The sequence below is a fragment of the Pelagibacterium xiamenense genome, assembly GCF_021166475.1.
Classification (GTDB): domain Bacteria; phylum Pseudomonadota; class Alphaproteobacteria; order Rhizobiales; family Devosiaceae; genus Pelagibacterium; species Pelagibacterium xiamenense.
In genome coordinates this window covers 1,191,490-1,216,354 of sequence record NZ_JAJOYS010000001.1, presented here as the reverse complement: position 1 = coordinate 1,216,354, position 24,865 = coordinate 1,191,490, and the positions used below count along the sequence as shown (strand labels likewise).

Genomic DNA, 24,865 nt, shown 5'->3' with positions numbered 1-24,865 from the left:
TGACTTCCCCGCCAAACCGCGCTCAAACCGCCAGCCTCGGCTTGCGGTTTGGGAGGATCGGATGATGTCGAACGGCTGGGCGGAATCGGCGGATGCGTGGATTGCCGATATGGGCGAAACAGGCGATTTCGGACGCCAATATGTCCTCGATACGCCGATGCTCGAGCGGGTCCGGGCCAAGCGGTTTTCACACGCGCTCGATGTCGGATGCGGCGAAGGGCGCTTCGTGCGGATGCTGACAGAGGCGGGCATTCCGGCCATCGGGATCGATCCGACCGAAAAGCTCATCGCGCATGCGCGTTCGCGGCACCCGGAGGGCGACTACCGGCTCGGGCGGGCCGAGGCGCTCGAGTTTGCCGATGCCGCTTTCGACCTCGTCGTCTCCTATCTCACATTGATCGATATCCCCGACCTCGAAGCCGCCATCGCCGAAATGGTGCGCGTCCTCTCCCCCGGCGGCACGCTGCTCATCGCCAACCTCACGAGCTTTTCCACCGCATCCATCCCCAATGGCTGGCGCGAAGACGCCGACGGGAACAGCCAATTTATCCTCGACGACTACATGACGCCACGAAGCGCCGTTGCGAGCTGGCGCGGCATCTCGATCGAGAACTGGCATCGCCCGCTTTCGGCCTATATGCAGCTCTTTCTGAGCCACGGGCTCGTCTTGCGCCATTTCGACGAACCCTTGCCGCAAGGCGCCGATCCGGCACGAACCGCGCGCTATCGCCGCGTTCCGTGGTTTCTCATCATGGAATGGGAAAAGCCCCTGGCTTGACCAACCTGCGATTGCCGCGGGGAACTCATGTGTCGTTGGCCGCATTGGCCTGTGAGAAACAGGAGGTCCGACAATGGCCAAGGCGAATGCAGGCAAATCCATGGGCAAGCACGCGACCGGCCAGCACGGGGCGAAGCCGGCCGGCCCGCCACGTGACGACCGCCCGGACGAGTTCGAATACGCTCAGGACATTCAGGGCAAGAACCGGTTGCACGGCGATGATCAGCACAATGTGCGCAACCAGCGTCAGGCGCAGGCCGACGCCAGGGGCGACACCGACGACCTGCTCGAAAGCTTCGAGAAGCTCGACAAGGACGTCCGCGCGCGCACCGATCTCAACAAAGGCGCCCGGTCGTCCAAGAGCAAGGATCGCTAGCGCCGCAACGTAAAGACTGCCGCGGCGCGCCCCGGCGCGTCGTGCCCGTCGCCGAAATCGGCGACGTCGTAGTGCGCAAGCCTGACAAGGGCGCACTCGGGCAAATCCGGCCGCAGGGGATCGCCGATCAGAACGGTGATGCCTGCCCCCGCACACCGGCGCGCGAAGGGCAGCATGGTCCGGGCGACCGCGGCTTCGTAGAAGAGGTCGCCCATCACCACGACATCGACCTCGCGAAGCGGTTCGTCGAGGAGATCGCCCACGACCAGATCGAGGGTGACACCGTTGGCCTCGGCATTGAGCGCGGCGGCGGCAACCGCGTTGGGGTCGATATCGGCGGCGATCACATGCCGCGCCCCTGCCCTTGCCGCGGCGATGGCAACCAGCCCGGAGCCCGTACCCAGATCGAGCACGCGCAGTCCGGCGACGCATTCGGGACCGTCCGCAATGAAGCGTGCCAGCACCAGCCCGCCGCCCCAGGTCCATGCCCAATAGGGCGGCGTGTCGCCGGCAAAGCGTGAGAGCCCGCTACCCGGATGCGCGCGATAAAGACTGATCCCGTCGAGGCCGGGCACCGGCTCGAGACGCATCCGGTCGCGCATGAATTGCCGCATTGGCGCGGAGGCATGTGCGGATGCGCTCAATCCGCGGGTTCCCAGTGCGGCCAGTCGGCGATGTGGCTTTCCCAGTCGTCGGTATTGGCGTCCGTCTCCGCGACCGTCCGGCTGCGCACCGAAACGCCGGCCTTGTGCACCGTTTCGGGGTCGCCCGACACCAGAGGATGCCACCAGGCGAGCCCCCTGCCCTCGGCGAGGCGGCGATAAGCGCAGCTTTTGGGAATCCATTTGATCTCTGTGACCTTGTCGGGGGTCAGCTTGATGCAGTCGGGCACCTTGGCCTGACGGTTCGGATAGTCCGTGCACCGACAGGTGTCGCCGTCGAGCAGCGCACAGCGCACGTCCGAGGTATAGATCTCTCCGGTATCCTCATCCTCGAGCTTCAAAAGGCAGCACTTGCCGCACCCGTCGCAGAGCGCTTCCCATTCCTCTTGGCTCATTGCCGCAAGCGGCTTTTCATCCCACCAGGACATCCGGTGCCTTTTCGTCTCGAACGGGCGTAAACCCAATGCACATAGAAGTGTTGTGACCTAAACCCATTGCTGGCAATAAGATAGGCATAAATGCCGCGAGGACCACCCTGCGGCGGGGAGCGCATTTGCCGTGAAGGATCCGTTCTACCAGAAACACAAGCGCGCCAGGAGCAAGACGCGCCTCCTCGAGGCCGACGCCTGGCTCGATTCCGCGCTTTATGACGGGCTGCGATCCGCCGGACGCGCCTATATCAAGGTCCAGGACTTCTTCTCGCTCTTTGCCGTGCGCGGGATCAAGCGGTTTTTCGTCGAAATCGCGTCCGACGCCATGAGCTTTGCGGCCATCGGCGCGGTGCTGATGACAGCGCTGGCGCTCTCGGCTATGGACGCGACCGCGTCGGGCGAATTCAACCGGGCCGAGGACTATTCGGTCATTTTTCTCGACCGCTATGGCAACGAAATCGGCCGCCGCGGCATCCGGGCAGACGATTCCGTGGCGCTCTCGGCCATCCCCGATTACATGATCGAAGCCACGCTCGCGACCGAAGACCGGCGCTTTTACAGCCATTTCGGCATCGACGTCTGGGGCACGATGCGGGCACTGATTTCCAACGCGGAGGGCGATTCCAACCTCCAGGGCGGTTCCTCTATCACCCAGCAGCTCGCCAAGAACCTCTTTTTGACCAACGAGCGTACAATCGAGCGCAAGATCAAGGAATTGTTCCTCGCCTTCTGGCTGGAGGCGAATTTCACCAAGGACGAAATCCTCAAGCTCTATTTCGACCGTTCTTATATGGGCGGCGGCGCGTTCGGCGTGGTTGCGGGCGCCGAGTTTTATTTCGGCAAGCGCATCCAGGACATCACCCTCGCCGAAGCGGCAATGCTCGCGGGTCTCTTCAAGGCCCCGACCCGCTATGCGCCGCACGTCGACCTGGCCGCCGCGCGCGGGCGCGCCAACGTGGTCCTTTCCAACCTCGTCGACGCCGGGTTCATGAGCGAAGGTCAGGTGACCGGCGCGCGCCGCCGTCCCGCCGAGCCGATCGTGCGCAACGACATCGCGGAGGCGCCGAACTATTTCCTCGACTGGGCCTTCCTCGAAACCAAGCGGCTGGTCGGGGACAGCGACGAGATCGGTTTTGTTGTGCGCACCACCATCGATCCTGAACTGCAGGACTACGCCGAGGATGCGGTGCAGACCGTCCTGCGCGAAGAGGGCGACGCGTTCAACGTCTCCCAGGGCGCGCTCGTGGCGATGGACCACGACGGCGCGGTGCGCGCCATGGTGGGCGGCGTGGACTACGGGGAAAGCCAATACAACCGCGCAACCAACCCCACGCGTCAACCCGGCTCCTCGTTCAAGCCGTTCGTTTACGCGACGGTGTTCGAAATGACCGACATCACGCCGCGCTCGACCATTACCGATGCGCCCATCTGCATCGGCAACTGGTGCCCGCAGAACTATGGCCGCTCCTATCGCGGCAGCACGTCGATCCGCGCCGCGGTCGCGTCGTCCATCAACACGGTGCCCGTCCGTCTTTCCATCCAGACCGGCCGCCAGCCCATCGCGGACATGGCGCACCGGCTGGGCATCCAGAACGATTTCCCCGTCACCCGCTCGCTCGCGCTCGGCGTCGCGTCGGTGAGCGTGCTCGACATGGCCTCGTCCTATGCCGTCTTTGCAAATGGCGGCTGCCGGGCGAGGGGTTACGGCGTCACGCGCATCACCACGCTGACCGGCGAAGTCGTCTACGAGGCCCCCGGGCAACCCGGCTGCGACCGGCTGCTGAGCGACGACGTCGTGCTTTCGATGAACGACGTGCTGCACGCGGTCAATTACAGCGGCACGGGCGGACGCGCCGTCATCGAGGGCGTGCCCTCAGCGGGCAAGACCGGTACGACCACGTCATACCGCGACGCCTGGTATATCGGGTTCACGGGCAATTACGTCGCCGCCGTCTGGTACGGCAACGACAATTACGAGCCCACCAACAATCTCACGGGCGGACGGCTGCCCGCGCAGACCTGGCGCAATTTCATGGAGAACGCCCATCGCGGCATTGAAGTGCTCCCGATCTACGGCGTTGAAATGGAGCCCCGCCCGCTGATCATCGCCGAGGGCGATGCGGCCCCCGGCCTCGAGGACGAAGAAGCGCCGCCGCCCACGCTCACCGAGGCGGCGGCGGTGAAGCTTCTTGATCTCTCCGAGAAAATGCGTCAGGCACAGTCCGGCGCCATCCCCGGCGCGCTCGATCAGGCCACCGCGCCTGTTCCCGGCGGCTCGGAGAGTTTGTGATCCTTGCGGTTTATCGTCTACCTCATCATCATGCTCGCGGTCGCGCTCGGCGTTGGGTTCGGAACGAGCTATTACGCGCTCACCGACGGCCGTCTTTTCGGCGCCATCCGCATCGGCCCCTGGGCCGGGTGGTCGGAAATCGGCACGGAAAACCCCGATCCCTATTCGCGCGCCTACCTCGCGCGCACGGGTCTTCTGCAGCTGGGCAAATCCGAAGGCATCCGGTTCGTTGCGCGCACCGACAGCGAGGGGGACCGGCTCGAGCGCGCCTGCAGTTATGCGGTGACCGGCCAAACGCCGGGGGCGACGTTCTGGACGCTGCTCGCGGCGGACCCCGAAGGCGCGACAATCGCCGCCGCGCCGGGGTTGAGCCACTTCCATTCCGAACGCATCGTTTATGACCCCGACGGCGTCACCCTCAATTTCGGACCGCAGATGATGCCGGGCAACTGGCTCCCGACAAACGAGACCGGCCCTTTTACCTTCGTCATGACGCTCTACGACGCCGCGGGGCTCGCGGGCGGCGGTTCCAACGTGAGCACCCTGCCGGCCATCGAGAGGGTCGCCTGCCCATGACCCGCCTGTTTGTCTGGATTTTCGGCGGACTACTATTGGGCGGGCTGATCCACCTCGTGGTCATTCTGGCCCTGCCCCACCTCGCCACGCGCGACCTGTGGAGCCAGGTCGCCGCGCTCGGCACGCTCGAAAACATGACCCCGATCGCCGCTCCGGCGCCGGGGGAGCCGAACCCGCTCGGCCTCGATCCGGCGCTTTTATACGGGGTGTGCCAGATCGACCTCGACGCCGGGCCCGGCGTCGTAAACGGCACGCTGCCATTGAGCTTCTGGTCGCTCGCGGTCTTCGACCGTCAGGGACAGATCGTTTATTCGACGACCAGCCGCTCGGGCTCGGGCGTCGGCCGCACGCTCGACATGGGGATCTTCAATCCCGCGCAGATGCGTCTTCTGGCCGAGCAGCGCTTCGAAATCGAAGAGGGCCTCCTGATCGTCGAAGCGCCCTCGGACGACGTCATGGTCGTCATCCGGCTGGCCCCGGCCCATGACGCAATGCGCGCGCGCTATCGCGACATGCTTGACCAGTTGCGCTGCCTGACGATCCGGTAGACGGCATCCAACGCTATTTCCGGATTGCCGGCTCCGGGATCATCGTCTCGTACCGCGAGGGGATGCCGCCGTCCTTGGAAACGAACCCGCCCGGGTTGACGGCGCAGAAATCCCCCGCCTGCGCGCGGCGCACGAAGAGCTCCATCTGCGAAAGCAGCGCGTCCACCGTACGGGCCTCGGGGTTGGGGGTTTCGACCAGCAGCCGGTCGAGCGCCGTCGAATACGAGCGGTAGCGGTATTCGAGCGCGCGCGTGAACCAGGCGATGCGCTGGTCGTTCTCCCACTTGCGGGCGGCGACTTCCGCCGGTGCGCCGGGCGCGGCAAGCGAAACGTTGGCAACGGCGATGGCGCGCTGGCGGTCGATCTCGATAACCGCGCAGATCGACTGGAACGTTGTGGGCAGGGTCGCGATGTCGAGCGTGATGTCGTTGGCAACGGTGCGGTAGCGGACGGCGGCGGACACGTATTGGGTCGTCCGCAGATAGTGGTAGTAGCGATCCGCCGAGAACCGGGTATCGGTTGCCCCCGAAATCCGCGTGCGCTGCAATTCGACGGCGGTATCGTAAAACCAGTCGCGGGTATGGGGGGCCACAAGGAAGCGCCAGACGCGGTTGTGCATCTCGCGTTCCTCATCGGTCAGGTTGAAATCGGAAACCGGCTCGCCGCGTGAGGATGCGAGGCCATCTCCGATCTGCGGCATGATCTCGTCATGGAGCACGCTAGGCTTGGCGCGGCCGAAATCGCCCACAGGCCGTGCGCAGGCGGACAGGCCAACAGCAATCACCACCGCGGCGAGCGCGGCCCCGAACCTGCGACTATGCAACCTTCAACCCTTGCGTCTTCGCGGCCGTGCGGGCGTCTTGCCCGCCGCTTCCGGTCCCCGGTCGTAGCGTATCCCGGTGAAAAGCAGCACTTTGGCCGGTTCCCGCCGGGCCGATTGCGCGGGGACGGGCCGCGCGGTTCTGGGACTGAACCTGATCAGCATACCCATTTTGGCCTCTTTCTTTGCAGCCGGTCGGGAGTGCCGGATACCCTCTCCTATCCGCCCGGCAAATCACCGGGTCATCCCGTACTGGCACAACGCATTAAGAGTTCATCAAGGTTAACAGTCCGCTAACGAATTATGATGAATAGTGAGGCAACCAAGAGAGTCGCGATATTGAGTCGGCCCCTATGATCGGCTTTCAGCCATACGAAACATTCCAGTTGCTCATCGAGACCGGCGGCGTCGAGCGTGCCAATACGCTGCTCGTGGCGGCATGTGACGCCTTTGCGCGGCGGCCCAGGCCGCTCAGTGCGGAAGTTGCGCAGTTCGAGGCTCTGGCTGCGCGGCTGTTCCCGACCGCGATGCCGTCGGCCCGCACCAAGGCGGCGGGCATTCTTGCAAGCGCGCCCGGCTTGACGCCCGACCTCGAGATCCTCGTTTTCGAGAATCTGGGGACAGGGCTGATCCCGCACATTCAGCAGGCCGAGGCCATTTCCGAAGACGTCCTGATGCGGCTCATCGACAAGGGCGAGATCGACGTCATTGCCGCGATCGCGGGCCGGCCGGACCTTTCGAACGCCGTGCTCGCGCGGCTCTTCCCCATCAACAGCCGCAAGGTCTATCGCGCGCTCGCCGCCAACACGGCGCTGGCCCCGCGCGGCGCCTATCTCACGGCGCTGGCGCGCTCTGCGCAGATGGACCAGGACGTCGCCGCGACGCTTTGCCGGCGCGAGGATTTCGATGCCGCGCTTTTGACCGAGGCCTTCTTCGATCTGCCCGAGGATGGGCGGCTCGCGGTCATCGGGGCCTACGCCAAACGCCAGTTGCCCCAGGCGCCGATGATGGCGACGTTCGAGCACATCTCGGTCGCGACCGGCGAGTTCACCGGCGCCCTGATGAAGCTCTTTTCGCATAACCAGCGCCCCAGGATCACGCGGCTCCTGGCGCAGGTCACGGGGCTCGACGAGGTGCGCTGCGGCCAGATTTCCCACGACGTCAGCGGCGCGGCGCTGTTCGTGGTGCTGCGCGCCTTCGGGTGCACGGCACATGACGGGCTCAAGGTGCTCATCCACGCCACCAGCCATGACGCGGACCGTTCGCGGCAGCTTGCGCATTTCGCGCGGCTTTTCGAAGACGTTGCCCCCTCCGCGATGGTCTATATGCTCAGCGCCTGGCGTGGTGACGTCAATCCGTTCGAGCTTTCAAAGCCCGAATACGCCGCCTTCCAGCAGCCCAGCCGCCGCACTGCCGAGCGCCCTGCGGCGCAGCCGCGCTCGGGCGGCGCAGGCGACCGCGCCCTCGAAACTCTGGACAAACTGCGGTCGCTCAGGGCGGGATAGCCGCCCGCCTCGCACCCTAACCTTCAACGACCTCAAGCCCCGGATCGCCATTGCGCAGATCCAGGGCAATAACCCACAGATCGGGATCGAACTCGACCTCGCGCGCGATCCGCTCCCGGATCGTCAAAGGTTCGACTTCGCCGTAACGGCGCTGGAACACCCGGTCGAGCCCGTCGCTCGTGGCGCTCGGCGCGGGGACGTAGAGCGAACTCGTGCCGTTGAGGTGATCGATCTCCACCCAGATCTGCCCGGCGACCGGATCGCCGCGCCGGGCGATGACGCACATGCGGCCCAGGTCGTTATGCCGCCGCACGAATGCGGCGCACCAGATGTCGCTGCGCAGGCGCTGCATCGCCGCCTCGTCGAGAAGAAAAAGGAAGGGCCGGTTTATATGTCCGCGCCAGCGGCTTCAAGCATGTCGACGAGGTCGCGGCTGACCTGGCCGGTCGTGCGGTAATTATGGAAGATCTCGAATTTGCGGATCGCCTCGGCGGTGCTTGCCCCGGCGACGCCATCGACCGGCGCCTGAAGGAAGCCCAGTTGGGCGAGCCCGCGCTGAACCGTGCTCACGAGCGCCCGGTCGAGGGCCGCGGGCACCGGGTCGGCCGCCGGAGCCTCCGCCGTTTGGGCAACAGCCTCGGCCGGGCGAGACGTGGACGGATCGAAAAGCGGGACTTCGGCCTGTTGGGATGCGGCCGGTGCGGGCGCGGTCTCGCTGCTGGCGATAAGCGCGGCGATATCCTGTCCCGCGGGCTCGGATGTGACCGGCGCGGGCATCGGCTGGGCGCTTGTCTGCGGCTGCGCTGCGGGCGCCTCGGAGGTCGTGGCGGGCGCGTTGCGCACGGCCTCCATCACTTCTGGCGTCGCCGCGCCGGTGCGCGGCAGGCCGGCCCGGCCTTCAAAGGCCCGGATCGCATCCGCCGTCTTGGGGCCGTAATAGCCGTCGACCACGCCGTCGAAGAGCCCCATCGCCTTGAGCTTGCTCTGAAGCTCGGCAATGTCCTCATTGCCGATGGGTACGGGTGCGTCCGCCTCCTGCGTCTGGGGTGCCGTTGCTGTCTCCTGCGGCACCGGCTGGTCCGGGGCGCTGGCGCGTTCGGCGACAGGCTGCGGCGCGGGCGTAAGGTCGGCGGGGCGCTCGATCACCGGCTCGACAGGCTCGGGGCGGCTGATCGCCGGCGCACCGAACATGGGCGCGGGATGGTACCCGTCCTGCAAAAACAGCGCGTTGGCGGACGCCATCATCGAAAGCCCCGTCACCACGATCACGCCGGTCGACGTCATGGGTGCGTGCATCATCTTGCCCGCACCCCAGGCGACGCCCCGTCCGACAAGCGAAAAAAGAGCGTTGCCAATCGCCATTGGCATCGAAGCTGTCGAGGTCTGGTTCATCTTGCGGCGCTTTGTCTTTCGTCGTGTTGCCATTTGTCTTCGTCGCTGCGGCTGGTTCCTGTGTGAAGGACCGCGATTTCGGCGGAATGCGGCTTGCGCGTGCGCTCGGGTCCGTCGAGCGGCAAGAGGACGGTAACCGTCGTGCCGATCCCGGGCTCGGAGGTGACGTGCAACTGCCCGTCATGGAGCCCGACGAGCCCCTTGACGATGGAAAGTCCCAGTCCCGTGCCCTCGTAGCGGCGCGAGAGACCGCCCTGCTCCTGGAGGAAAGGCTCGCCGATACGCCGGATCGTTTCGGGCGTCATGCCGACCCCGGAGTCCGAGACCGCGACCGCGAGCATCTTGCCCTGCCGGCGCATCGCCAGTTGCACCTCGCCGCCCTCGTGGCTGAACTTGACGGCGTTGGAGAGGAGGTTGATGAGAATCTGACGGCATGCGCGTTCGTCGGCGACAACCTGCGGAAGGCCCGGCGCCATTGCCCGCGTGAGCGTCACGCCCTTGTCGATGGCCTGCTTTTCGACAAGCTGCATGCACGGATCGACAAGTGCATCCGGCGCGAAAAGATCGGTCGAGATCTCGAACTTGCCCGCCTCGATCTTGGACATGTCGAGCAGCATGTTGACCACTTCAAGCAGGTGCAGCCCGCTCTGACGGATGTGCCCGGCATATTCCATGTGCCCGGGTGCGAGCGTGCCGCCGATCCCCGCCTGCATCATGTCCGAGAACCCAACAATGGCATTGAGCGGCGTGCGCAGTTCGTGCCCGATCGTCGCCAGGAAGCGCGATTTGGCCTCGGAGGCCTGCTCGGCCTCACGGCGCGCTTTGTCGGCCTCGCCCTCGGCGTCCTTGCGGACCGTGATGTCGCGCATGACGCCGATGACGTCGCGGGCGTTCGCGCCGGGCGCGGCTTCACCGACCGGCGATAGGCTGATTTCGATCCACACGTAATGGGCCGACCGGCCCGGCGTATCGCTGTCGCGGCGCATCCGCATTTCGGCGTGCGCCGGCTTGCCGCGCCGCGTGGCGCTCGAAATCGCGGCCATATAGGCGGGGCGGTCCATCACGTGGATGCGTTCGAAAAAGCCGCCATTGTCCAGTTCGTAGCGCTGGCAGGCGAGCAACCGGCTCGTCGAGCGCGAAAGATAGCGCAGCGTGCCGTCGGCGCCAAAACCGGCGACCGCGTCGGGTACGCTTTCGATGAAGTCGGCAAACGCGCGCCGTTCGGCCCCCTCGCCTCCCCACACTCCCTGCGCCGCCGTTGCGCCGGCCGAACGTTCGCGCACCGCGAGGATCGCGGCGCCGATCAGAACGGCGAGGCCGAAATCGAAAATGTCCGGATCGGCGAGCGTCAGCGTCAGGCCGAGCGCCGCCGCCGTCACGAGGAGACAGGCGCGCTCGATCGCGTAGCGCTTGTGCATGTGGAGCGCCAGCGCGACGCCGCCGCCGGCCATGGCGATGCTGGCGAGCAGGAAGGGCAGCCTGATCCCCACGGTCAGGGCGTAAAGCGCGAACGGATAGGCAATCGCGGCGAGCGCGAGCAACCCCGATGCGGCAAAAAAGAGCGTTTCGCGGCCCTTGCGCGTGGAGCGATTCCCGAGCTGAACGCCTGCCGGGAACGCGCTGATCTCCGCGAATTTCAAAGGGTTGCGCATGAAATTACTCGACTTTCCGGGCGCCTGGCCCGAATCCCAAGGGACGGTCCTTGTGGTTGGCGACACAGTTCCATCCCAAGCCCTAATGCACCCTTAAGTCGCGGGCCGAAGTGGCGCCCAAGCCCCGTTTTGAGCGTCGAATCGCGCCGGTTTCTCCTCTTAGCGTAAATAGAACCTTGCTGAATCCGGCCTTACCGGGACGCGCGCAATTGATCGAAAATTTGATGAAAATTTTATGCGTTTTTTCGAGACCGGCTTTACGGCGGGCGCGCTAGATTTGCCCCATCGCCTCTCTATCGGGGCAAGGATGGTTCGGAAAAATGTTTATCGTTCGCTCGGCTTTCTGGCTCACCGCCGCTTATCTGGTGCTCGCGCCGCACGCTGGTGCCGATATCGGCAATGCGGCGCAGGCGGTCGGCCAGAGCGCGCCGCAGATCGCCGCTGCGGGGATTTCCAGTCTCCCCTGTGGCTCGCTCGAATGCACGGCGGGACGCGCCGCTGCGCTCGGCGTTCTCGAAAGCATGGGCACGGACGATGCCCCCCTTGCGCTGACCACCGCCTCTGCCGGCACCGCCGCATCGGCGCTCATGGACGCCGCGGTCGCGCCGCGGACGGCACCCGTGCCGCCCGAACGCCCCGACTGGGCGGGCTAAAAGGATCTTCCCCGGGCCGGCCCGGTCGGACCTCAGCCGGCCGGCTCGCTCTTGGGGCCGCACATACGCGACGAAGCGGAGCGTGCGGCCCTTTTTTTGCGGCGCGCAGTGCTCTATCTAGAGCGTATGAAGACGACACCCGCATTCGACGAAATCGCCGAAAACCTTTCCTTTCTCGATGATTGGGAAGACCGGTACCGTTATGTCATCGAGCTTGGCCAGGCGTTGCCTCCGCTTGCCGAGGCCGAACGCAGCGCCGCCAACAAGGTGCATGGCTGCGCGTCCCAGGTGTGGCTCGTCACCGAACCGCACGCGCAGAACGGAGAAACGGTGCTCACCTATCGCGGGGAGTCAGACGCGCTCATCGTCAAGGGCCTCGTCGCCATCCTGCTCGCGCTCTATTCGGGCCGGACGCCCAAGGATGTTGCCGAGACCGACGCGATCCCGTTGCTCGACGAGATCGGGCTGCGCGAACACCTTTCCACCCAGCGCTCGAACGGGCTGACCGCAATGGTCAAGCGCATCCGCTCGGACGCGATGGCGATGGCTTAGACGCTGCGGCGGACGGGATACTCCCTGCCCCCCAGTACGCCGACAGCGCCTAGTAAAACTCACGCGGGCGCGCGCCCTCCTCTCTCCATTTGCTCACCCGCGCGGTATCCGGGCCGCTGACCTCCGGGGCCAGCCCGTAGTGCCGCGCGAGCTGATCGAGCCCGATCCGCAGCACCAGCTTGGCCGAACGCCGGGGCCATCCGCGTTCGGTCTCGACCGCCTGCAGCCCCTTTTCATACCCGCACACGTCGATAACGACCCCCGCGCAATCGCGGGGAAGCCGGGCGTGGAGCGCCGCCAGCGCCTTGCGGGCGGACGCAGCCATGTCGGTAATATCGGCGCTCGCTTGCCCGTTGGGCGCGCCCCCGGTCACGATCGGGCTATAGGCCATTGTCGTTCGGGGCGTGAGGTGCGCCTTGTCGAACAGACGCTGCACCCGCCGCGCCGCCTCCAGATGGTGCGGCGCAAGGAAGGCCGGGCGGCTGCCCGATGCGCGTGCCAGGGCGGCGAGCAGCGGCAGCGGTTCGCCAGCGGGCGGCTGAGCGGCCTCGCTGCCGCCTGCAGCCCGGGCCCGGCGCAGCCATTCGCGCGCCGCCGCCGTGGCGCGCGGCCCCTCTCCGGCTTCGGTGACGACCCCCGCGTCGATCAGTTCCGCCCGTTCGCGCTCCGAAAGCGTTGCGACCGTTTCCTGCCTGCCGCGCAGGAGCGCATGGACGAAGCGCATCTGGCGTTCAGTGGCTGACATGACGTGCCCCCCGGGGCTTGCCCGGATGGATACGGGCGGCGATGAGGGCATCGTCGATGACGCGCTCGAGGGCCAGGAGCTCCTCGTCCGTCGCCCGGTCGTCGCGCAGGTCTTCGACCGCGGCGCAGGCATGCGAAACCGTCTTGCGGTCCCGCCCGAACGCGCGCCCGACTTCGGTCATCGTCGCGCCCAGCAGCGTGTGACACAGATACATCGCGACCTGCCGTGCCGCCGCGACCGGCGCCCGCGAGCGGCTGGGCATGAGCAATTCGGCGAACGTCACGCCGCGCGCGGCGGCGACGTGGCGGCCGACCTTGCGGCAGGCCCGCCGTACCTGCCGGTCGCGGCCCCGCGAGGTCGCGCCGGTATAACGGAGACCCGATGCCTCCTGAACTGTCTGGGAACGTGTATGCCGGATCGTCATAGGACCACCTTCTCACATATAGGACATAATTCCTATAACGGGAGAAGGTGGGGGCGGGGATAACTTCGGTACCCGCGCCGTTAATCGTGCACGAAAAAGGCCGCCCGAAGGCGGCCTTGATCAGTGGATCCGTGCTGATGCGATACTGTCGTCCCCGAGGCGCGCGGCGCGCCTCCAGCGCGCGATCAGGCCGACTTGCGGCCCAGGCCGTTGACCTTGGCGAGCTTCGAGCGCGTCTCGGAATAGCTCGGCGCGACCATGGGATAGTCGCTCGGGAGTCCCCATTTTTCGCGATATTCTTCCGGCGAAAGATTGTAATGCGTGCGCAGATGACGCTTCAGCGACTTGAACTTCTTTCCGTCTTCGAGACAGATGATGTAGTCCGGCGTCACAGATTTGCGCACAGGCACTGCCGGCTTCTTTTCTTCTACCGGCTGAGCAATCTCTTCGGTGTGCAGTGCTTTGAGCGCTGCGTGAACATCGCCGATCAGCTTGGGAAGGTCGGTCGGGCTAATGGCATTGTGGCTTACATAAGCCGATACGATTTCGGTACTGAACTCTACAAGGTCGATATCGACCTTGGGCTCCGCATCCACCGTGTTGGTCATTGCGATTCCCTTTCAAGTTGGGGACATACTGGCTTACGCAGGGTGGTTTTTAAGCGTCTGGGCCAATTGGTCTGGTGTACGGTTATTTAGTCTCAGATTCAAGCTTCACAATACATCTTGGCGAAATTTAGCGCACTCTAGTCTTTACTTGAATCGCCGTCATGATTTTCGAGGGCGTTAAATACGGTTTCTCCACAGGGTTTGTACCCGGCAACATAGGCTGCCCGGGCCAGGAGATGAGCGGAGATCGGCGCGGTGAGCATGAAAAAGACGATGCCCACCAGCGCGCGGAGAATCACCGCGCCGTCGAATGAAATCAGTGCGATTGCGATCAGCGTCAGCCCCGAGCCGACGGTTCCGGCCTTGGAGGCGGCGTGCGCGCGGGTATAAAGATCGGGCAACCGCAGGATGCCGATCACGGCGAGAAAGCTGAACGCGGCGCCGATCAGCAGCAGCAGGCCGGCAATGTAATACAGCAGTTCGGCAATCATTCCCGGGCCTCCTCGCGTGATTCCTCTTGCGCGCTGCGCGAGATTTCCCAGCGTTGATAGATGAAGCGCGCGAAGGCCACCGTCGAGAGAAAGCCCACAAGCCCCAGCGCGATGGCGATGTCGAGATAAAGCATGAAGCCGGTGCGGATGGCGATGACGACGATATAGCCGATCACCACGGCAACCAGCATATCGAGCGCCAGAATGCGGTCCGGCAGGGACGGGCCGACGACGATGCGGTACATCGTCAAGAGCAGCGACACGGTCAAAAGGCCGAGCGATATGGTGGTCGCCAGATGCAGGAATTCAGGACCGCTCATGGTTCGAATACCTCAATGATCTTGGCCTCAAAGCCCGTGCGGATGGATCGGATCGTCTCTTTTTCGTCGTGCAGTTCGAGCACGTGCACATAAAGCGTCTTGCGGTCCTTGGACACGTCGACGCTCAGCGTGCCCGGCGTGAGCGTGATCAGGCTGGACAAAAGCGTGATCTCCACGTCCGAGGTCACCGTGAGCGGATAGGCGATGATCGCGGGGCGCACCCTGCGGCCCATATCCGGGGCGGCGACGAGAACGGCGACGCGGATCGCCGACATCATGAGCTCGTAAAGGAACAGCCCGATCAGCGAAACGATGCGCCACATCCGGCGTAGCAGGTTCGGCCGGGTCACCCGGTCACGCACGAAGAACAGGGCTATGACGGCGACGCCGAGCCCCAGCAGCAGGTTCATGATCCCGAACGAGCCGGTGACAGCGCCCCAGACGATGGCAAGGATCAGAACGAGGAGGGCGAAATTCATGATTGCGGCACTCCTGCGAAAACGGCGGAGATGTAGCGTTCCGGCTCGAGCAAGTCGATGGCCGCGACGCCGCCCGCCTCGATCAGCCAGTTGGGGAAGAACCCGAGCACCACGATCAGCGCCACAAGCGCGATCGTCGGCGCAAGCCCGAGCCCGACTTCGTCGGACGTCAGCCGCCGCAGCGTATCATTGGGCTGCTCGGATCGGGCGCCTTCATGGCCGTTGCGCCAGAAAATATGCGCCCAGAGGCGGCTGGCCGCAATCAGCGTCAGAAGCGAATTGAGCAGGAGGGTCGTGACGATCACCCAGTCCCCGGCCCGCACGCCACCCTCGACGAGCAGGATTTTCGGCCACAGCCCGAGGAAGGGCGGCAGGCCGGCCATGGCGAATACGAGGATGATGAAGAGGATCGAAAGCGGCGCGTTGACCGTGTAGATCCCGCCCATATATCGGATGTCCTGCGTCCCGCTCATGCGCTCGACCAGCCCGCCGACGAGATAGAACGCCGTCAGCGTCAGGATCGAATGCACCGCATAAATGACGCCGCCGCCGATACCGTGCTGGGTGCCCAGCGTCAGTCCCGCGAAAAGCACGCCGATGCCCCCGATCACGAGGAAGCCGATGGCCCGACGCAGATTTGTCTGCGCCAGCGCGCCCAGCGGCCCGAGGATCATGGTTGCCACCGCGACGGCCAGAATGACCGGCTCGAGCATATCCCTGCCTGCCGGCAGCATCAGCACCAGCACGCGATAGGCGGCGTAGGCGCCGACCTTGGTCAGAAGGCCGCCAAAAAGCGCTGAAACGGCCACCGCCGGGGTGTGATAGGCCGCGGGCAGCCAGGCATTGGCGGGAAACGCCGCCGCCTTGACCCCGAACGCGAAAAGGAACAGCCCGGACGCGGTCAGCAGCGGCCCCACCGGCGCCTCGGCGGATTTGCGCGCGATGTCGGCCATGTTGAGCGTGCCGGTGATCCCGTAAAGATAGGCGATGGCGATCAGAAAGAGCGCTGTGGCCAGAAAATTGAGGAACCCGTACTTCACCGCGCCATCGATCTGGATGCGGCGCCCGCCCAGGATCAGAAGCCCGAAGGACGCGATCAGCATCACCTCGAACCACACATAAAGGTTGAAGATGTCCCCTGTGAGGAACGACCCGCTCACCCCGCACAGGAGCAGCAGCAAAAGCGGGTAGAACCCGAACCTGTATTCGCGCCCGTCGAGTTCGACCTTGGCGAAGATGACGACGATGAAAGCGGCGACCGAGGCGGAGAGCGCGAAAAGCGCCCCGGTCATGTCGGCGACGAACGTGATGCCAAAGGGCGGCAGCCACTTGCCCATGGTCATGGCGAGCGGGCCGGCCTCAAAGACGCGCAGCAGCAAATAGACGTTCGAAACGATGATCGCCAGCACGATCAGCCCCGCAAAGACCGATTGCAGCGGCCGCTGGTTGCGCAGCATCACCAGAAGCCCGGCGCCGAACAGCGCCAGCGCCACGGGCCAGACGACGATCCAGTCGGCCGGAGCGGTCGCGCCCTCGATCATCGCGGGGGGCAGGTTGAGTGCGTCGTAGCTAGTCGCGGCGGTCGCCATTCTTGTTCTTTACCTAGTAGCTCAACGGTGGGCGCGGCGCATCCTCGGGTTCGGCGAGGCGCATGTTGTCGGTGTTGTCGGCGTCGAGCGCCTGGTAAGCGCGGTAGCCCAGCACCAGAAGGAAGGCGAACATCGCAAAGCCGATCACGATGGCGGTGAGGATCAGTGCCTGCGGCAGCGGGTTGGCCGATCCCTGGATCGGCGCATAGGCGTCTTCGGGCACAATGGGCGGTATTTCTGCCGTCAGCCGACCCGTTGTGAAGATCAGGAGGTTCACCGCATTGCCCAGAATGGCAACGCCCAGCAGCATCCGGATGATGGATTTGGACAAGAGCAGATAGAGCGAAACGGCAAAGAACAGGGCGATCAGCCCGACAAGCGCTGTTTCCATCAGTCGTCCTCCCCGCCCTCGAGCGTCAGCGCGATGGTGCCCACGGCCCCCACCACGACGAAATAGACCCCGATATCGAACATCATCGGCGTTGAAAGCGAAATCTCCGCACCCTCGACATAGAACGTCGCCCAGAGCCCCGTCAGGAACGGAACGGCCGCCGGCAGCGAAAGAAAGCCGCTCAAGGCCGCAAGGAAAACGCCCAGGCCGGCAAGCGAAATCGGGTGCACCTTGAGCGCCCTGCGTGCGGCATCGACGCCGCAGGCGATGCCGTAAATGGCAATGCCCGACGCCCCGATGAGCCCGCCGATAAATCCGCCGCCGGGCTCGTTGTGCCCGCGCAGGAGCACGAATATCGAGAACATGATCATGAGCGCGGCAAGTATCGGTGCCGCCGTCCGGAAGATGACGGTATTCACTATGTCCTCCTGCGCTCGGTCGGGCGGGAAATGCCGCGCGGGGTATCTCCGTCACCGCCCTTGAGCCGGACAAGCGCCATGATCGCGATGCCGGCAGCCATGACGACCGAAATCTCGCCCAGAGTATCGATGGCGCGGTAGTCGACGAGGATGACGTTGACGATGTTGCGGCCATGCGCGAGGGGCCGGCTCGTTTCGTTGAAGAACTCGGTGAGCGACAGGTCGAGATCGAGTTGCAGGACGCTCAAAAGCACCACCGCGAACCCGGTCGCCGCCGCGACCGCCACCGCGCCGTCACGCAGCGCAACCTCGAACTCGCGCGGATCGCGGGCGTCGAGATGCAGCCGCGTCATCACCAGCGCCAGGATCACGACGGAGAGCGTTTCGACCATAAACTGGGTGAACGCCAGGTCCGGCGCGCCGAACAGCAGGAAGATGAGCGCAACCGCGAACCCCTGGATACCGAGTGCCACGATCGCGGTCAGCCGGGTGCGCAGGAGCAGGATGGCGATGAGCCCCGCCGCCGCAATGAGGATCGCCCCCCATTCGTAAAAGCTCAGCACGGGGAATTCAGCCATGCGCGGCGCCGTTCCGGTGATGAGCATCGGGGCATAAAGGACCACCGCGAGCACCGAGAACAGCAGGAGGATATACCATTCGAGCCGGCCGTGATGGAGCGTGCGGGTCACCCGGTCGGCAAACCGGATCAGCCCGAACATCAGCGCATCGAAGCCGATGTCGAACGTCCATCCGATCGCCTGCCCCGTCCGGCGTACCGCACTGCGCACCGCGTCGGCCTGCCAAATGATCGCCGCCCCCAGCGCCCAGGTCGCGAGCGAGGCCCAGACCGCGGGATTGGCGAGATCGAAGGCGAGATGGATGTGCGCGTCGACGGCGTGGTTGGTGACCGACCCGCCTATGGGATTGAGCGCGTAATGGTTGATCCAGTCGGTGAAAAGCCCGGCGGAAACGCCCATGACCCCGAGTATCACCGGCCCGATCCACAACGGAAGCCCGCCCTCATGCGGCTCATGCGGGGTGGGTTTCAGGGGTCCGAGGAACGGCTTTGTGGCAATCAGGATGCCCGCCGCCATCATCAGCGCATTGCCGGCAATGAGGACCGCGAGGAAGAACAGGTCGGGCCAGAGGCCGTGTACCAGCGCAAGATACATCTCTTCCTTGGCAAGGAAGCCGAGCGCGATGGGAAAACCGGCCATCGAGAACGCCCCGAGGACCGCTGCGATGAACGTCACCGGCAGGTGTTCGCGCAAGCCCCCGAGCGCGGTGATATCGCGCGTGCCGGTGCCGTGATCGATGGCGCCGGCAACCATGAAAAGCCCGCCTTTAAAGAACGAGTGCGCGCAAAGATAAAGGATCGCCCCCAGGACCGCTTCCTTGGTGCCGAAGCCTAAAAGCATCACCAGAAGCCCCAGCGAACCGAGCGTCGTATAGGCGAGGATCTGCTTTAAGTCCGTCTGCCGCACCGCCAGCACGCCGCCCCACAGGAGCGTCAGCCCGCCGAAGAGGGTGAGGATCCAGAACCATTCGGGCGTCCCGCCCAGAACCGGGCTCATCCGCGCGATCAGATAGACACCGGCCTTCACCATCGTCGCCGAGTGCAGATAGGCCGACACCGGCGTCGGGGCCTCCATCGCGTTGGGCAACCAGAAATGGAACGGCACCTGCGCCGATTTCGCAAACGCGCCGATGAGCACGAGGATGAGCGCCAGAAGATAGACCGGCTGCTCCTGCATCGTTCCGGCCTGCGTCAGGAGGCCAGTGAGGCTGTTTTCGCCGCTTGCCACCGACATCAGGATCAGCCCCGCGAGCAGGGCCAGCCCGCCCGCCCCGGTCACCACCAGCGCCTGGATCGCGGCGCGCCGCGCGGCCTGGCGCGAGTGGTCGAACCCGATCAGGAGGAACGATGTGATCGAGGTCAGCTCCCAGAAGACGAAGAGCGTGAAGATGTTGTCGGCGAGCACGAGCCCGAGCATCGAGCCCATGAACATCAGCATGTAGGAAAAGAACCGCCCCTGATGCGGATGCCCGGCGAGATAGCCGCCCGAATAGATCACGATGAACGTGCCGATCCCGGAGATCAGCAGCCCGAACATCAGGCTCAGCCCGTCGATGAAAAACGAAAAGCTAATGCCGTAGGAGGGAATCCACGGGAGCGCCGCCTTGACGACGGTATTTTCGGCGACCGGAGTAACAAAGGTGAGCAGCAGCGCGAATATGGCAGCGGGAACGATGGCGAGAACCCAGCCGGCGAGCGCACCGGTGAAAGACTTGATCCAGGGCGCGACGAGGGCCGCAAGAAATGGCGCGACAGCAATCAGCGCAATCGAAAAATCGAGACTTGGACCCAACTCAGCCCCCGGACCATCCAAACCAAAAAACCGCACCTCCGATGTCCACAGCCACCGGAAAAAGAATCAGCGCGCAAAGACTAGCGTCCCTTTCGGCAAGCTCAACCGAAACCGGTCCAGCCGGGCTGGAACATGGGATTGCTGCAAGGAGTTGTGAACACCATATCGCAGACAAACGCTATAATAATGAACAACACATTCACAAAAGGCGAAACGCACCATGACCGAAGCGACCAAAACTTCCAATGCCGAGTGGCGCGATAAATTGACGCCGGAGCAGTATCACGTCACCCGGGAGCACGGCACCGAGCGGGCCTTCTCGCATCCCTATAATCTCGAAAAGCGGGACGGCACCTATTATTGCGTGTGTTGCGGCACGGCGCTGTTCACCTCGGAGGCCAAATACGATTCCGGCTCGGGCTGGCCGAGTTTCTTCCAGCCCGTCTCGGACGACGTCATCAAGGAGATCGACGACCGCAGCCATTTCATGCGCCGCACCGAGATCCGCTGCGCCAATTGCGACGCGCATCTGGGCCACGTCTTCCCCGACGGCCCCGCCCCCACCGGCCAGCGCTACTGCACCAACGGGCTGGCGCTGGATTTCAAGCCGGAGGGATAACCTCCGGCTCCAGCGAAGCACCTCCCCCCTTGCGGGGGAGGACGGGTGGGGGGTATTCGACGTATGGCCGACGCACCAACCCGTCATCTATTTCAGGACACCCCATGCCCCCCATCGCCGCCCAGCGCCCTTTCTCCGACACCCGCCACGGCGTCACCCGGCAAGACCCCTATGCCTGGCTGCGCGCGGACAACTGGCGCGAGGTGATGGCCGATCCAGCGACGCTCCCGCAGGACATCCGCGACTATCTCGAAGCGGAAAACGCCTGGTACGAGAGCGAATTCGGCGCCCCCACCAAGGCGCTGCAGGAAAAGATCTACGCGGAAATCCGTGGCCGCATCAAAGAGGACGACAGCTCAGTCCCCGCGCCCGATGGCCCCTTCGCCTATTATTCGCGCACCCGCGAGGGCGACCAGTATCCGCTGATCTGCCGCACGGCACGCGAAGGCGGAGACGAAACCATCCTCCTCGATTGCAATGCCGAAGCGGGCGAGGGCTATTTCGGTTTCGGCGGCGCCGAGCATGCGCCGGACCACACGATGATCGCCTGGGCGGCGGACCGGAACGGATCGGAATACTACACCATCCACATCCGCGACGTCGCCACCGGCAAGGACCGCGAAGAGATTATCGAAAAGGCCGGCTCGGGCGCGCTCTGGGCCAATGACGGCACGGCGTTCTATTATGTCGAGCTCGACGAAAACCACCGCCCCTTCCGCGTCCGCCGCCACGTCCTCGGCACCGCGCAAGCCGACGACGCCATCGTCTACGAGGAAAAGGACCCGGGCTTTTTCGTCGGCGTCGGGCTCACCCAGTCGCGCCGCTTCATCACCATTTCCGCGCACGATCACCAGACCTCCGAGGTCTGGCTGATCGACGCGGACAAGGGCGGCGCACCGTCTCTCGTCGAGCCGCGCCACGAGAACACCGAGTATTCCCTCGAGGAGCGCGACGGCACACTCTATATCCTCACCAACGACAACGAGGCCGAGGACTTCAAGATTGCGACCGCGCCGGTCGCCGATCCGGGCGTTGCCAACTGGACCGACCTCGTCCCGCACCAACCGGGCACGCTCATCCTCGACATGGAAGTGCTCGCCAACCACCTCATCCGCCTCGAACGCAAGGACGGTCTCCCCCGCATCGTCGTCCGCGATCTGCGCACGGATGAGGAAGAGACCATCGCCTTCCCCGAGGAGGCCTATTCGCTCGGTCTCATTCCGGGTTACGAGTTCGACACCGCGACGATCCGATTCTCCTATTCCTCGCCCACGACCCCAGCGCAGGTCTTCGACATGGACCTCGAAACCGGCGAGCGCACCCTGCGCAAGCAGCAGGAGGTGCCCTCGGGCCACGATCCCGCGCTTTACGAAACCAGGCGGCTCTTCGCCAAAGCCGCCGACGGCGAGGAGGTGCCCGTCACCCTCCTTTACCGCAAGGGCCTGAACCTCGACGGCTCCGCACCTTGCCTTCTATACGGCTATGGCTCGTACGGGCATTCGATCCCGGCGGGCTTCTCGGTCTCGACGCTGTCGCTGGTCGACCGCGGCTTCGTATACGCCGTCGCCCACATCCGCGGCGGCATGGACAAGGGCTATCGCTGGTACAAGGCCGGCCGCGCCGAGCACAAGGCCAACACCTTCACCGATTTCATCGCCGCCGCCGAAATGCTGATCGAAAAGGGGTATACCGCCAAGGGCCGGCTCGTCGCCGAGGGCGGCTCGGCCGGCGGCATGCTCATGGGCGCTGTCGCGAACATGCGGCCCGACCTCTGGGCCGGCGTGATGGCCATCGTCCCCTTCGTCGATGTGCTCAACACCATGCTCGACGACACGCTGCCTTTGACCCCGCCCGAATGGCCCGAATGGGGTAACCCCATCGCCTCGAAGGAAGCCTACGACCGCATCGCATCTTATTCGCCCTACGACAATGTCGCGGCCATGGACTACCCGCCCATCCTCGCGCTCGCCGGGCTCACGGACCCGCGCGTCACCTATTGGGAACCGGCAAAATGGGTCGCGAAACTGCGTGCAACCAAGACCGACGGGAACGCATTGTACCTGCGAACCAACATGGGCGCCGGGCATGGCGGGGCATCGGGCCGCTTCGAGCGGATCAAGGAAACCGCGATCACCTATGCCTTTGCGCTCAAATGCGTGGGGTTAGCATAGTTTTCTCCCGGCCCGACATTGCAGCGTCACACACAAGCGGATATATAAAAAGTATTCACTTGGTAAATTTGCCAGGCACTGATTTCATACGTCTTTGACGTCATCCAGACAGGAGGCCATCCATGAGCTTTTCCCTTCCCGATCTCCCCTATGCCTATGACGCGCTTGGGCCCTATATGTCGGCCGAAACGCTCGAATATCACCACGACAAGCACCATCAGGCCTATGTGACGAACGGGTCGAAGCTCCTCGAAGGCTCGGGCCTCGAGGGCAAGGATCTCGAGGACATCGTCAAGGAGAGCTACGGCAAGAACCAGGGCCTCTTCAACAATGCCGGCCAGCACTACAACCACATCCATTTCTGGAACTGGATGAAGCCCAATGGCGGCGGCAGCTCGCTCCCGGGCAAGCTGCAGGCCGCTGTCGATAGCGACCTTGGCGGCTTCGACAAGTTCCGCGCCGACTTCCTCGCCGCCGGCGCCGGCCAGTTCGGCTCGGGCTGGGCCTGGCTGACCCTCAAGGACGGCAAGCTCGAGGTCACCAAGACCCCGAACGGCGAAAACCCGCTGGTTCATGGCGGCGTGCCGCTTCTGGGCGTCGATGTGTGGGAGCACTCCTACTATATCGACTACCGCAACGCCCGCCCGAAATACCTCGAAGCCTGGTTCGACAACCTCGTGAACTGGGAATACGTGGAAGAACTCTTCGAAGCCGCTTCGTAACCCCTCCAGGTCAGAACGGTATCGCGTGCCCCGCCTGCACCCCGCAGGCGGGGCATTTGCGTTTGTCGCCCCCGAAATCCCATGTGGACGGCCCTCACAAGCGCGACAGTTGGCTTCCGACTCGCCCCCATGCATGTTAAGACTTTATTAAACATGGGGTAAAAGGGGTGCATCTTGACGGAATCCGTGCCGACCATCGCCGTTTTGTCGTCCAGCCCGGCGCTGGCGTCCATTCTGGGCGCGACGCTGCGGAGCCGGCGCGACTGGCGGGTGCGCGAATTCCGCGATGCACGGTCGCTCAACGCCTATATGCGGATCGCGCCGGTTGCCATGCTGGTTTCCGATTTCACATTGGAAGACGGCAGCCTCACCTCGCTCGCACACTCCATCCGCAATGACGAGATGGTCATTTCGAAACACGTGCAGATCATCGCCATGAGCCGCACGATCAGCCCCGGCATGCGCCGCGACTGCGTCGCCGCGGGGATCGATGAAGTGATCGTCAAGCCCATGAGCCCGATCTATCTCAAGGAGCGCATCGGCGCGCGCATCGCCAACGGTCCTGCCGACCACATCACGGTCAAGGGCGCCTACACCGGCCCCGAACGCCGCGGCCGCATCCCCCTACGCGACCGCCGCGACCTCCCCTTCGAGCGCCGGGGCGACAATGTGGTGTCCCTCGCCGCTCACCGTGCCCAGCGCCAGATCGAGGCCCGGCCGGAATAGCACACGGGCCATCCCGGCGCGCGCTAAACCAGCCGCTTGAGCTTCCCGAGCAAATCGTCCACGCCGTCGGCGAAGACGATCATCTGGTCCGTGCTCCCCAGCCCCGGAGCGGCCACGTCGGAAATAAATCCGCGGACGATCTCGAACGCCTTCTTGCGGTTCAAGAGCCCCACCGGCTTGCCGCTCGCCGGGCCGCCGACGTCGGTCCACGCCCGATAAAGCGCCGCCGCCGACGCGACCCCGCCCGGCAACCCGATGAGCGCATCGGCGGCTTCAGCGGCGAACCGGGCGGCGTCGCGCGCGTCGGTGGCGGGTTCGACCGCGACGCGATCCGGCAGCCCGGCGGGCCGCTCCGGTTCGGCGCAAACGAGCGTGACCGCCGCCTCCCCGCCCGCCGCGCCAGCGACGATATCCGCCGGATAGCGCCCGTCGGCGGCGGCCAGAACCACAGATACGCGCCGGTTGCGCAGGAGCTTGCCGACCTCGCGATAGAGCGCCGCGTACTCGGTTTCTCCCGCATCGGCAAAAACCGCGACGGTCATCTCCTGCGCCATCAG

The 24,865-nt window shown here is 64.8% G+C and carries 29 protein-coding genes; 12 read left to right on the top strand and 17 right to left on the bottom strand.

All coding sequences use genetic code 11. The features are described 5' to 3' along the window. Positions 1-64 precede the first annotated feature (64 nt). Together LSG43_RS05990 and LSG43_RS05985 are read left to right on the top strand one after the other, a co-directional pair. Complete coding sequence (locus LSG43_RS05990; RefSeq protein ID WP_231802019.1) at positions 65-778, top strand: class I SAM-dependent methyltransferase; 714 nt, start codon at positions 65-67, stop codon at positions 776-778. Between the two features lie 73 nt (positions 779-851). Continuing rightward, positions 852-1,154, top strand: a complete 303-nt coding sequence (locus tag LSG43_RS05985; RefSeq protein ID WP_231802017.1) for a hypothetical protein — start codon at positions 852-854, stop codon at positions 1,152-1,154. Here LSG43_RS05985 and LSG43_RS05980 read toward each other — a convergent pair. Both LSG43_RS05980 and LSG43_RS05975 read right to left on the bottom strand, forming a co-directional pair. Further along, on the bottom strand, positions 1,151-1,756 hold the full coding sequence (locus tag LSG43_RS05980; protein WP_231802015.1) for a class I SAM-dependent methyltransferase: 606 nt from the start codon (positions 1,754-1,756) through the stop codon (positions 1,151-1,153). The genes LSG43_RS05985 and LSG43_RS05980 overlap by 4 nt on opposite strands. Before the next feature lie 38 nt (positions 1,757-1,794). Beyond that, complete coding sequence (locus LSG43_RS05975; RefSeq protein WP_231802013.1) at positions 1,795-2,244, bottom strand: YcgN family cysteine cluster protein; 450 nt, start codon at positions 2,242-2,244, stop codon at positions 1,795-1,797. 130 nt (positions 2,245-2,374) lie between these two features. Here LSG43_RS05975 and LSG43_RS05970 point away from each other — a divergent pair, with 130 nt between their 5' ends. Genes LSG43_RS05970 through LSG43_RS05960 form a run of 3 tightly spaced genes read left to right on the top strand, consistent with a single transcriptional unit; the run spans position 2,375 to position 5,661 of the window. Next, entirely contained in the window at positions 2,375-4,537 is a 2,163-nt protein-coding gene (locus tag LSG43_RS05970; protein ID WP_231802011.1) for a transglycosylase domain-containing protein, read from the top strand. A 3-nt stretch (positions 4,538-4,540) separates the two neighbouring features. Then, positions 4,541-5,113: a DUF1214 domain-containing protein gene (locus tag LSG43_RS05965; RefSeq protein WP_231802009.1), complete on the top strand. Its 573-nt coding sequence runs from the start codon at positions 4,541-4,543 to the stop codon at positions 5,111-5,113. Then, positions 5,110-5,661, top strand: a complete 552-nt coding sequence (locus LSG43_RS05960; protein ID WP_231802007.1) for a DUF1254 domain-containing protein — start codon at positions 5,110-5,112, stop codon at positions 5,659-5,661. Before LSG43_RS05965 ends, LSG43_RS05960 begins: the two co-directional genes overlap by 4 nt. 13 nt (positions 5,662-5,674) lie before the next feature. Here LSG43_RS05960 and LSG43_RS05955 read toward each other — a convergent pair whose 3' ends face one another. After that, complete coding sequence (locus tag LSG43_RS05955; RefSeq protein WP_231802005.1) at positions 5,675-6,484, bottom strand: hypothetical protein; 810 nt, start codon at positions 6,482-6,484, stop codon at positions 5,675-5,677. Positions 6,485-6,834: 350 nt separating this feature from the next. On the opposite strand from LSG43_RS05955, the gene LSG43_RS05950 reads away from it, so the two are divergent. Further along, on the top strand, positions 6,835-7,986 hold the full coding sequence (locus LSG43_RS05950) for a DUF2336 domain-containing protein (protein ID WP_231802003.1): 1,152 nt from the start codon (positions 6,835-6,837) through the stop codon (positions 7,984-7,986). 16 nt (positions 7,987-8,002) lie between these two features. On the opposite strand, the gene LSG43_RS05945 is transcribed toward LSG43_RS05950, so the two are convergent. From LSG43_RS05945 to LSG43_RS05935, 3 genes are read right to left on the bottom strand one after another with little or no spacing between them, the layout of a single operon-like run. Next, a complete protein-coding gene (locus LSG43_RS05945) occupies positions 8,003-8,338 on the bottom strand; it encodes a DUF1491 family protein (protein ID WP_231802001.1) in 336 nt (111 codons plus the stop codon). A gap of 35 nt (positions 8,339-8,373) precedes the next feature. Beyond that, positions 8,374-9,378, bottom strand: a complete 1,005-nt coding sequence (locus tag LSG43_RS05940; RefSeq protein ID WP_231801999.1) for a peptidoglycan-binding domain-containing protein — start codon at positions 9,376-9,378, stop codon at positions 8,374-8,376. Beyond that, on the bottom strand, positions 9,375-11,030 hold the full coding sequence (locus LSG43_RS05935; protein WP_231801997.1) for a PAS domain-containing sensor histidine kinase: 1,656 nt from the start codon (positions 11,028-11,030) through the stop codon (positions 9,375-9,377). Before LSG43_RS05935 ends, LSG43_RS05940 begins: the two co-directional genes overlap by 4 nt. A 320-nt stretch (positions 11,031-11,350) precedes the next feature. Here LSG43_RS05935 and LSG43_RS05930 point away from each other — a divergent pair, with 320 nt between their 5' ends. Continuing rightward, positions 11,351-11,683 (top strand): hypothetical protein, encoded by a 333-nt coding sequence (locus tag LSG43_RS05930; RefSeq protein ID WP_231801995.1) that lies wholly within the window; start codon positions 11,351-11,353, stop codon positions 11,681-11,683. 126 nt (positions 11,684-11,809) lie between these two features. After that, positions 11,810-12,235, top strand: a complete 426-nt coding sequence (locus LSG43_RS05925; RefSeq protein ID WP_231801993.1) for a SufE family protein — start codon at positions 11,810-11,812, stop codon at positions 12,233-12,235. Between the two features lie 49 nt (positions 12,236-12,284). On the opposite strand, the gene LSG43_RS05920 is transcribed toward LSG43_RS05925, so the two are convergent. The 10 genes from LSG43_RS05920 to LSG43_RS05875 all read right to left on the bottom strand — a co-directional run bounded on the left by LSG43_RS05920 (position 12,285) and on the right by LSG43_RS05875 (position 20,070). After that, positions 12,285-12,980, bottom strand: coding sequence for a DUF6456 domain-containing protein (locus tag LSG43_RS05920; protein ID WP_231801991.1), 696 nt, complete (start codon positions 12,978-12,980; stop codon positions 12,285-12,287). Continuing rightward, a complete protein-coding gene (locus tag LSG43_RS05915) occupies positions 12,967-13,404 on the bottom strand; it encodes a helix-turn-helix domain-containing protein (RefSeq protein ID WP_231801989.1) in 438 nt (145 codons plus the stop codon). The genes LSG43_RS05920 and LSG43_RS05915 overlap by 14 nt, the downstream gene beginning before the upstream one ends. Before the next feature lie 185 nt (positions 13,405-13,589). Beyond that, positions 13,590-14,012: a Ros/MucR family transcriptional regulator gene (locus tag LSG43_RS05910; protein WP_231801987.1), complete on the bottom strand. Its 423-nt coding sequence runs from the start codon at positions 14,010-14,012 to the stop codon at positions 13,590-13,592. A 137-nt stretch (positions 14,013-14,149) separates the two neighbouring features. After that, the gene (gene mnhG, locus LSG43_RS05905; RefSeq protein ID WP_231801985.1) at positions 14,150-14,503 is read right to left on the bottom strand and encodes a monovalent cation/H(+) antiporter subunit G; all 354 of its coding nucleotides are present in this window, start codon (positions 14,501-14,503) and stop codon (positions 14,150-14,152) included. Then, positions 14,500-14,823, bottom strand: a complete 324-nt coding sequence (locus LSG43_RS05900) for a cation:proton antiporter (protein ID WP_231801983.1) — start codon at positions 14,821-14,823, stop codon at positions 14,500-14,502. Before LSG43_RS05900 ends, mnhG begins: the two co-directional genes overlap by 4 nt. After that, positions 14,820-15,302: a Na+/H+ antiporter subunit E gene (locus LSG43_RS05895; protein WP_231801981.1), complete on the bottom strand. Its 483-nt coding sequence runs from the start codon at positions 15,300-15,302 to the stop codon at positions 14,820-14,822. Before LSG43_RS05895 ends, LSG43_RS05900 begins: the two co-directional genes overlap by 4 nt. Beyond that, the gene (locus tag LSG43_RS05890; protein WP_231801979.1) at positions 15,299-16,891 is read right to left on the bottom strand and encodes a proton-conducting transporter transmembrane domain-containing protein; all 1,593 of its coding nucleotides are present in this window, start codon (positions 16,889-16,891) and stop codon (positions 15,299-15,301) included. Before LSG43_RS05890 ends, LSG43_RS05895 begins: the two co-directional genes overlap by 4 nt. 13 nt (positions 16,892-16,904) lie before the next feature. Then, on the bottom strand, positions 16,905-17,282 hold the full coding sequence (locus tag LSG43_RS05885; protein ID WP_231801977.1) for a Na+/H+ antiporter subunit C: 378 nt from the start codon (positions 17,280-17,282) through the stop codon (positions 16,905-16,907). After that, positions 17,282-17,701, bottom strand: coding sequence for a Na+/H+ antiporter subunit B (locus LSG43_RS05880; protein ID WP_231801975.1), 420 nt, complete (start codon positions 17,699-17,701; stop codon positions 17,282-17,284). Before LSG43_RS05880 ends, LSG43_RS05885 begins: the two co-directional genes overlap by 1 nt. Beyond that, positions 17,701-20,070 (bottom strand): putative monovalent cation/H+ antiporter subunit A, encoded by a 2,370-nt coding sequence (locus LSG43_RS05875; RefSeq protein WP_231801973.1) that lies wholly within the window; start codon positions 20,068-20,070, stop codon positions 17,701-17,703. Before LSG43_RS05875 ends, LSG43_RS05880 begins: the two co-directional genes overlap by 1 nt. A gap of 220 nt (positions 20,071-20,290) precedes the next feature. Here LSG43_RS05875 and msrB point away from each other — a divergent pair, with 220 nt between their 5' ends. The 4 genes from msrB to LSG43_RS05855 all read left to right on the top strand — a co-directional run bounded on the left by msrB (position 20,291) and on the right by LSG43_RS05855 (position 24,308). After that, positions 20,291-20,689, top strand: a complete 399-nt coding sequence (gene msrB, locus LSG43_RS05870; RefSeq protein ID WP_231801971.1) for a peptide-methionine (R)-S-oxide reductase MsrB — start codon at positions 20,291-20,293, stop codon at positions 20,687-20,689. Positions 20,690-20,793: 104 nt separating this feature from the next. Further along, on the top strand, positions 20,794-22,860 hold the full coding sequence (locus LSG43_RS05865; protein WP_231801969.1) for a S9 family peptidase: 2,067 nt from the start codon (positions 20,794-20,796) through the stop codon (positions 22,858-22,860). Positions 22,861-22,982: 122 nt separating this feature from the next. Continuing rightward, the gene (locus LSG43_RS05860; protein ID WP_231801967.1) at positions 22,983-23,582 is read left to right on the top strand and encodes a superoxide dismutase; all 600 of its coding nucleotides are present in this window, start codon (positions 22,983-22,985) and stop codon (positions 23,580-23,582) included. A gap of 174 nt (positions 23,583-23,756) precedes the next feature. After that, positions 23,757-24,308: a response regulator gene (locus LSG43_RS05855; protein ID WP_231801965.1), complete on the top strand. Its 552-nt coding sequence runs from the start codon at positions 23,757-23,759 to the stop codon at positions 24,306-24,308. A 23-nt stretch (positions 24,309-24,331) separates the two neighbouring features. Here the strand turns inward: LSG43_RS05855 and LSG43_RS05850 are convergent, their stop codons facing one another. Further along, positions 24,332-24,862 (bottom strand): hypothetical protein, encoded by a 531-nt coding sequence (locus LSG43_RS05850; protein WP_231801963.1) that lies wholly within the window; start codon positions 24,860-24,862, stop codon positions 24,332-24,334. Positions 24,863-24,865 lie beyond the last annotated feature (3 nt).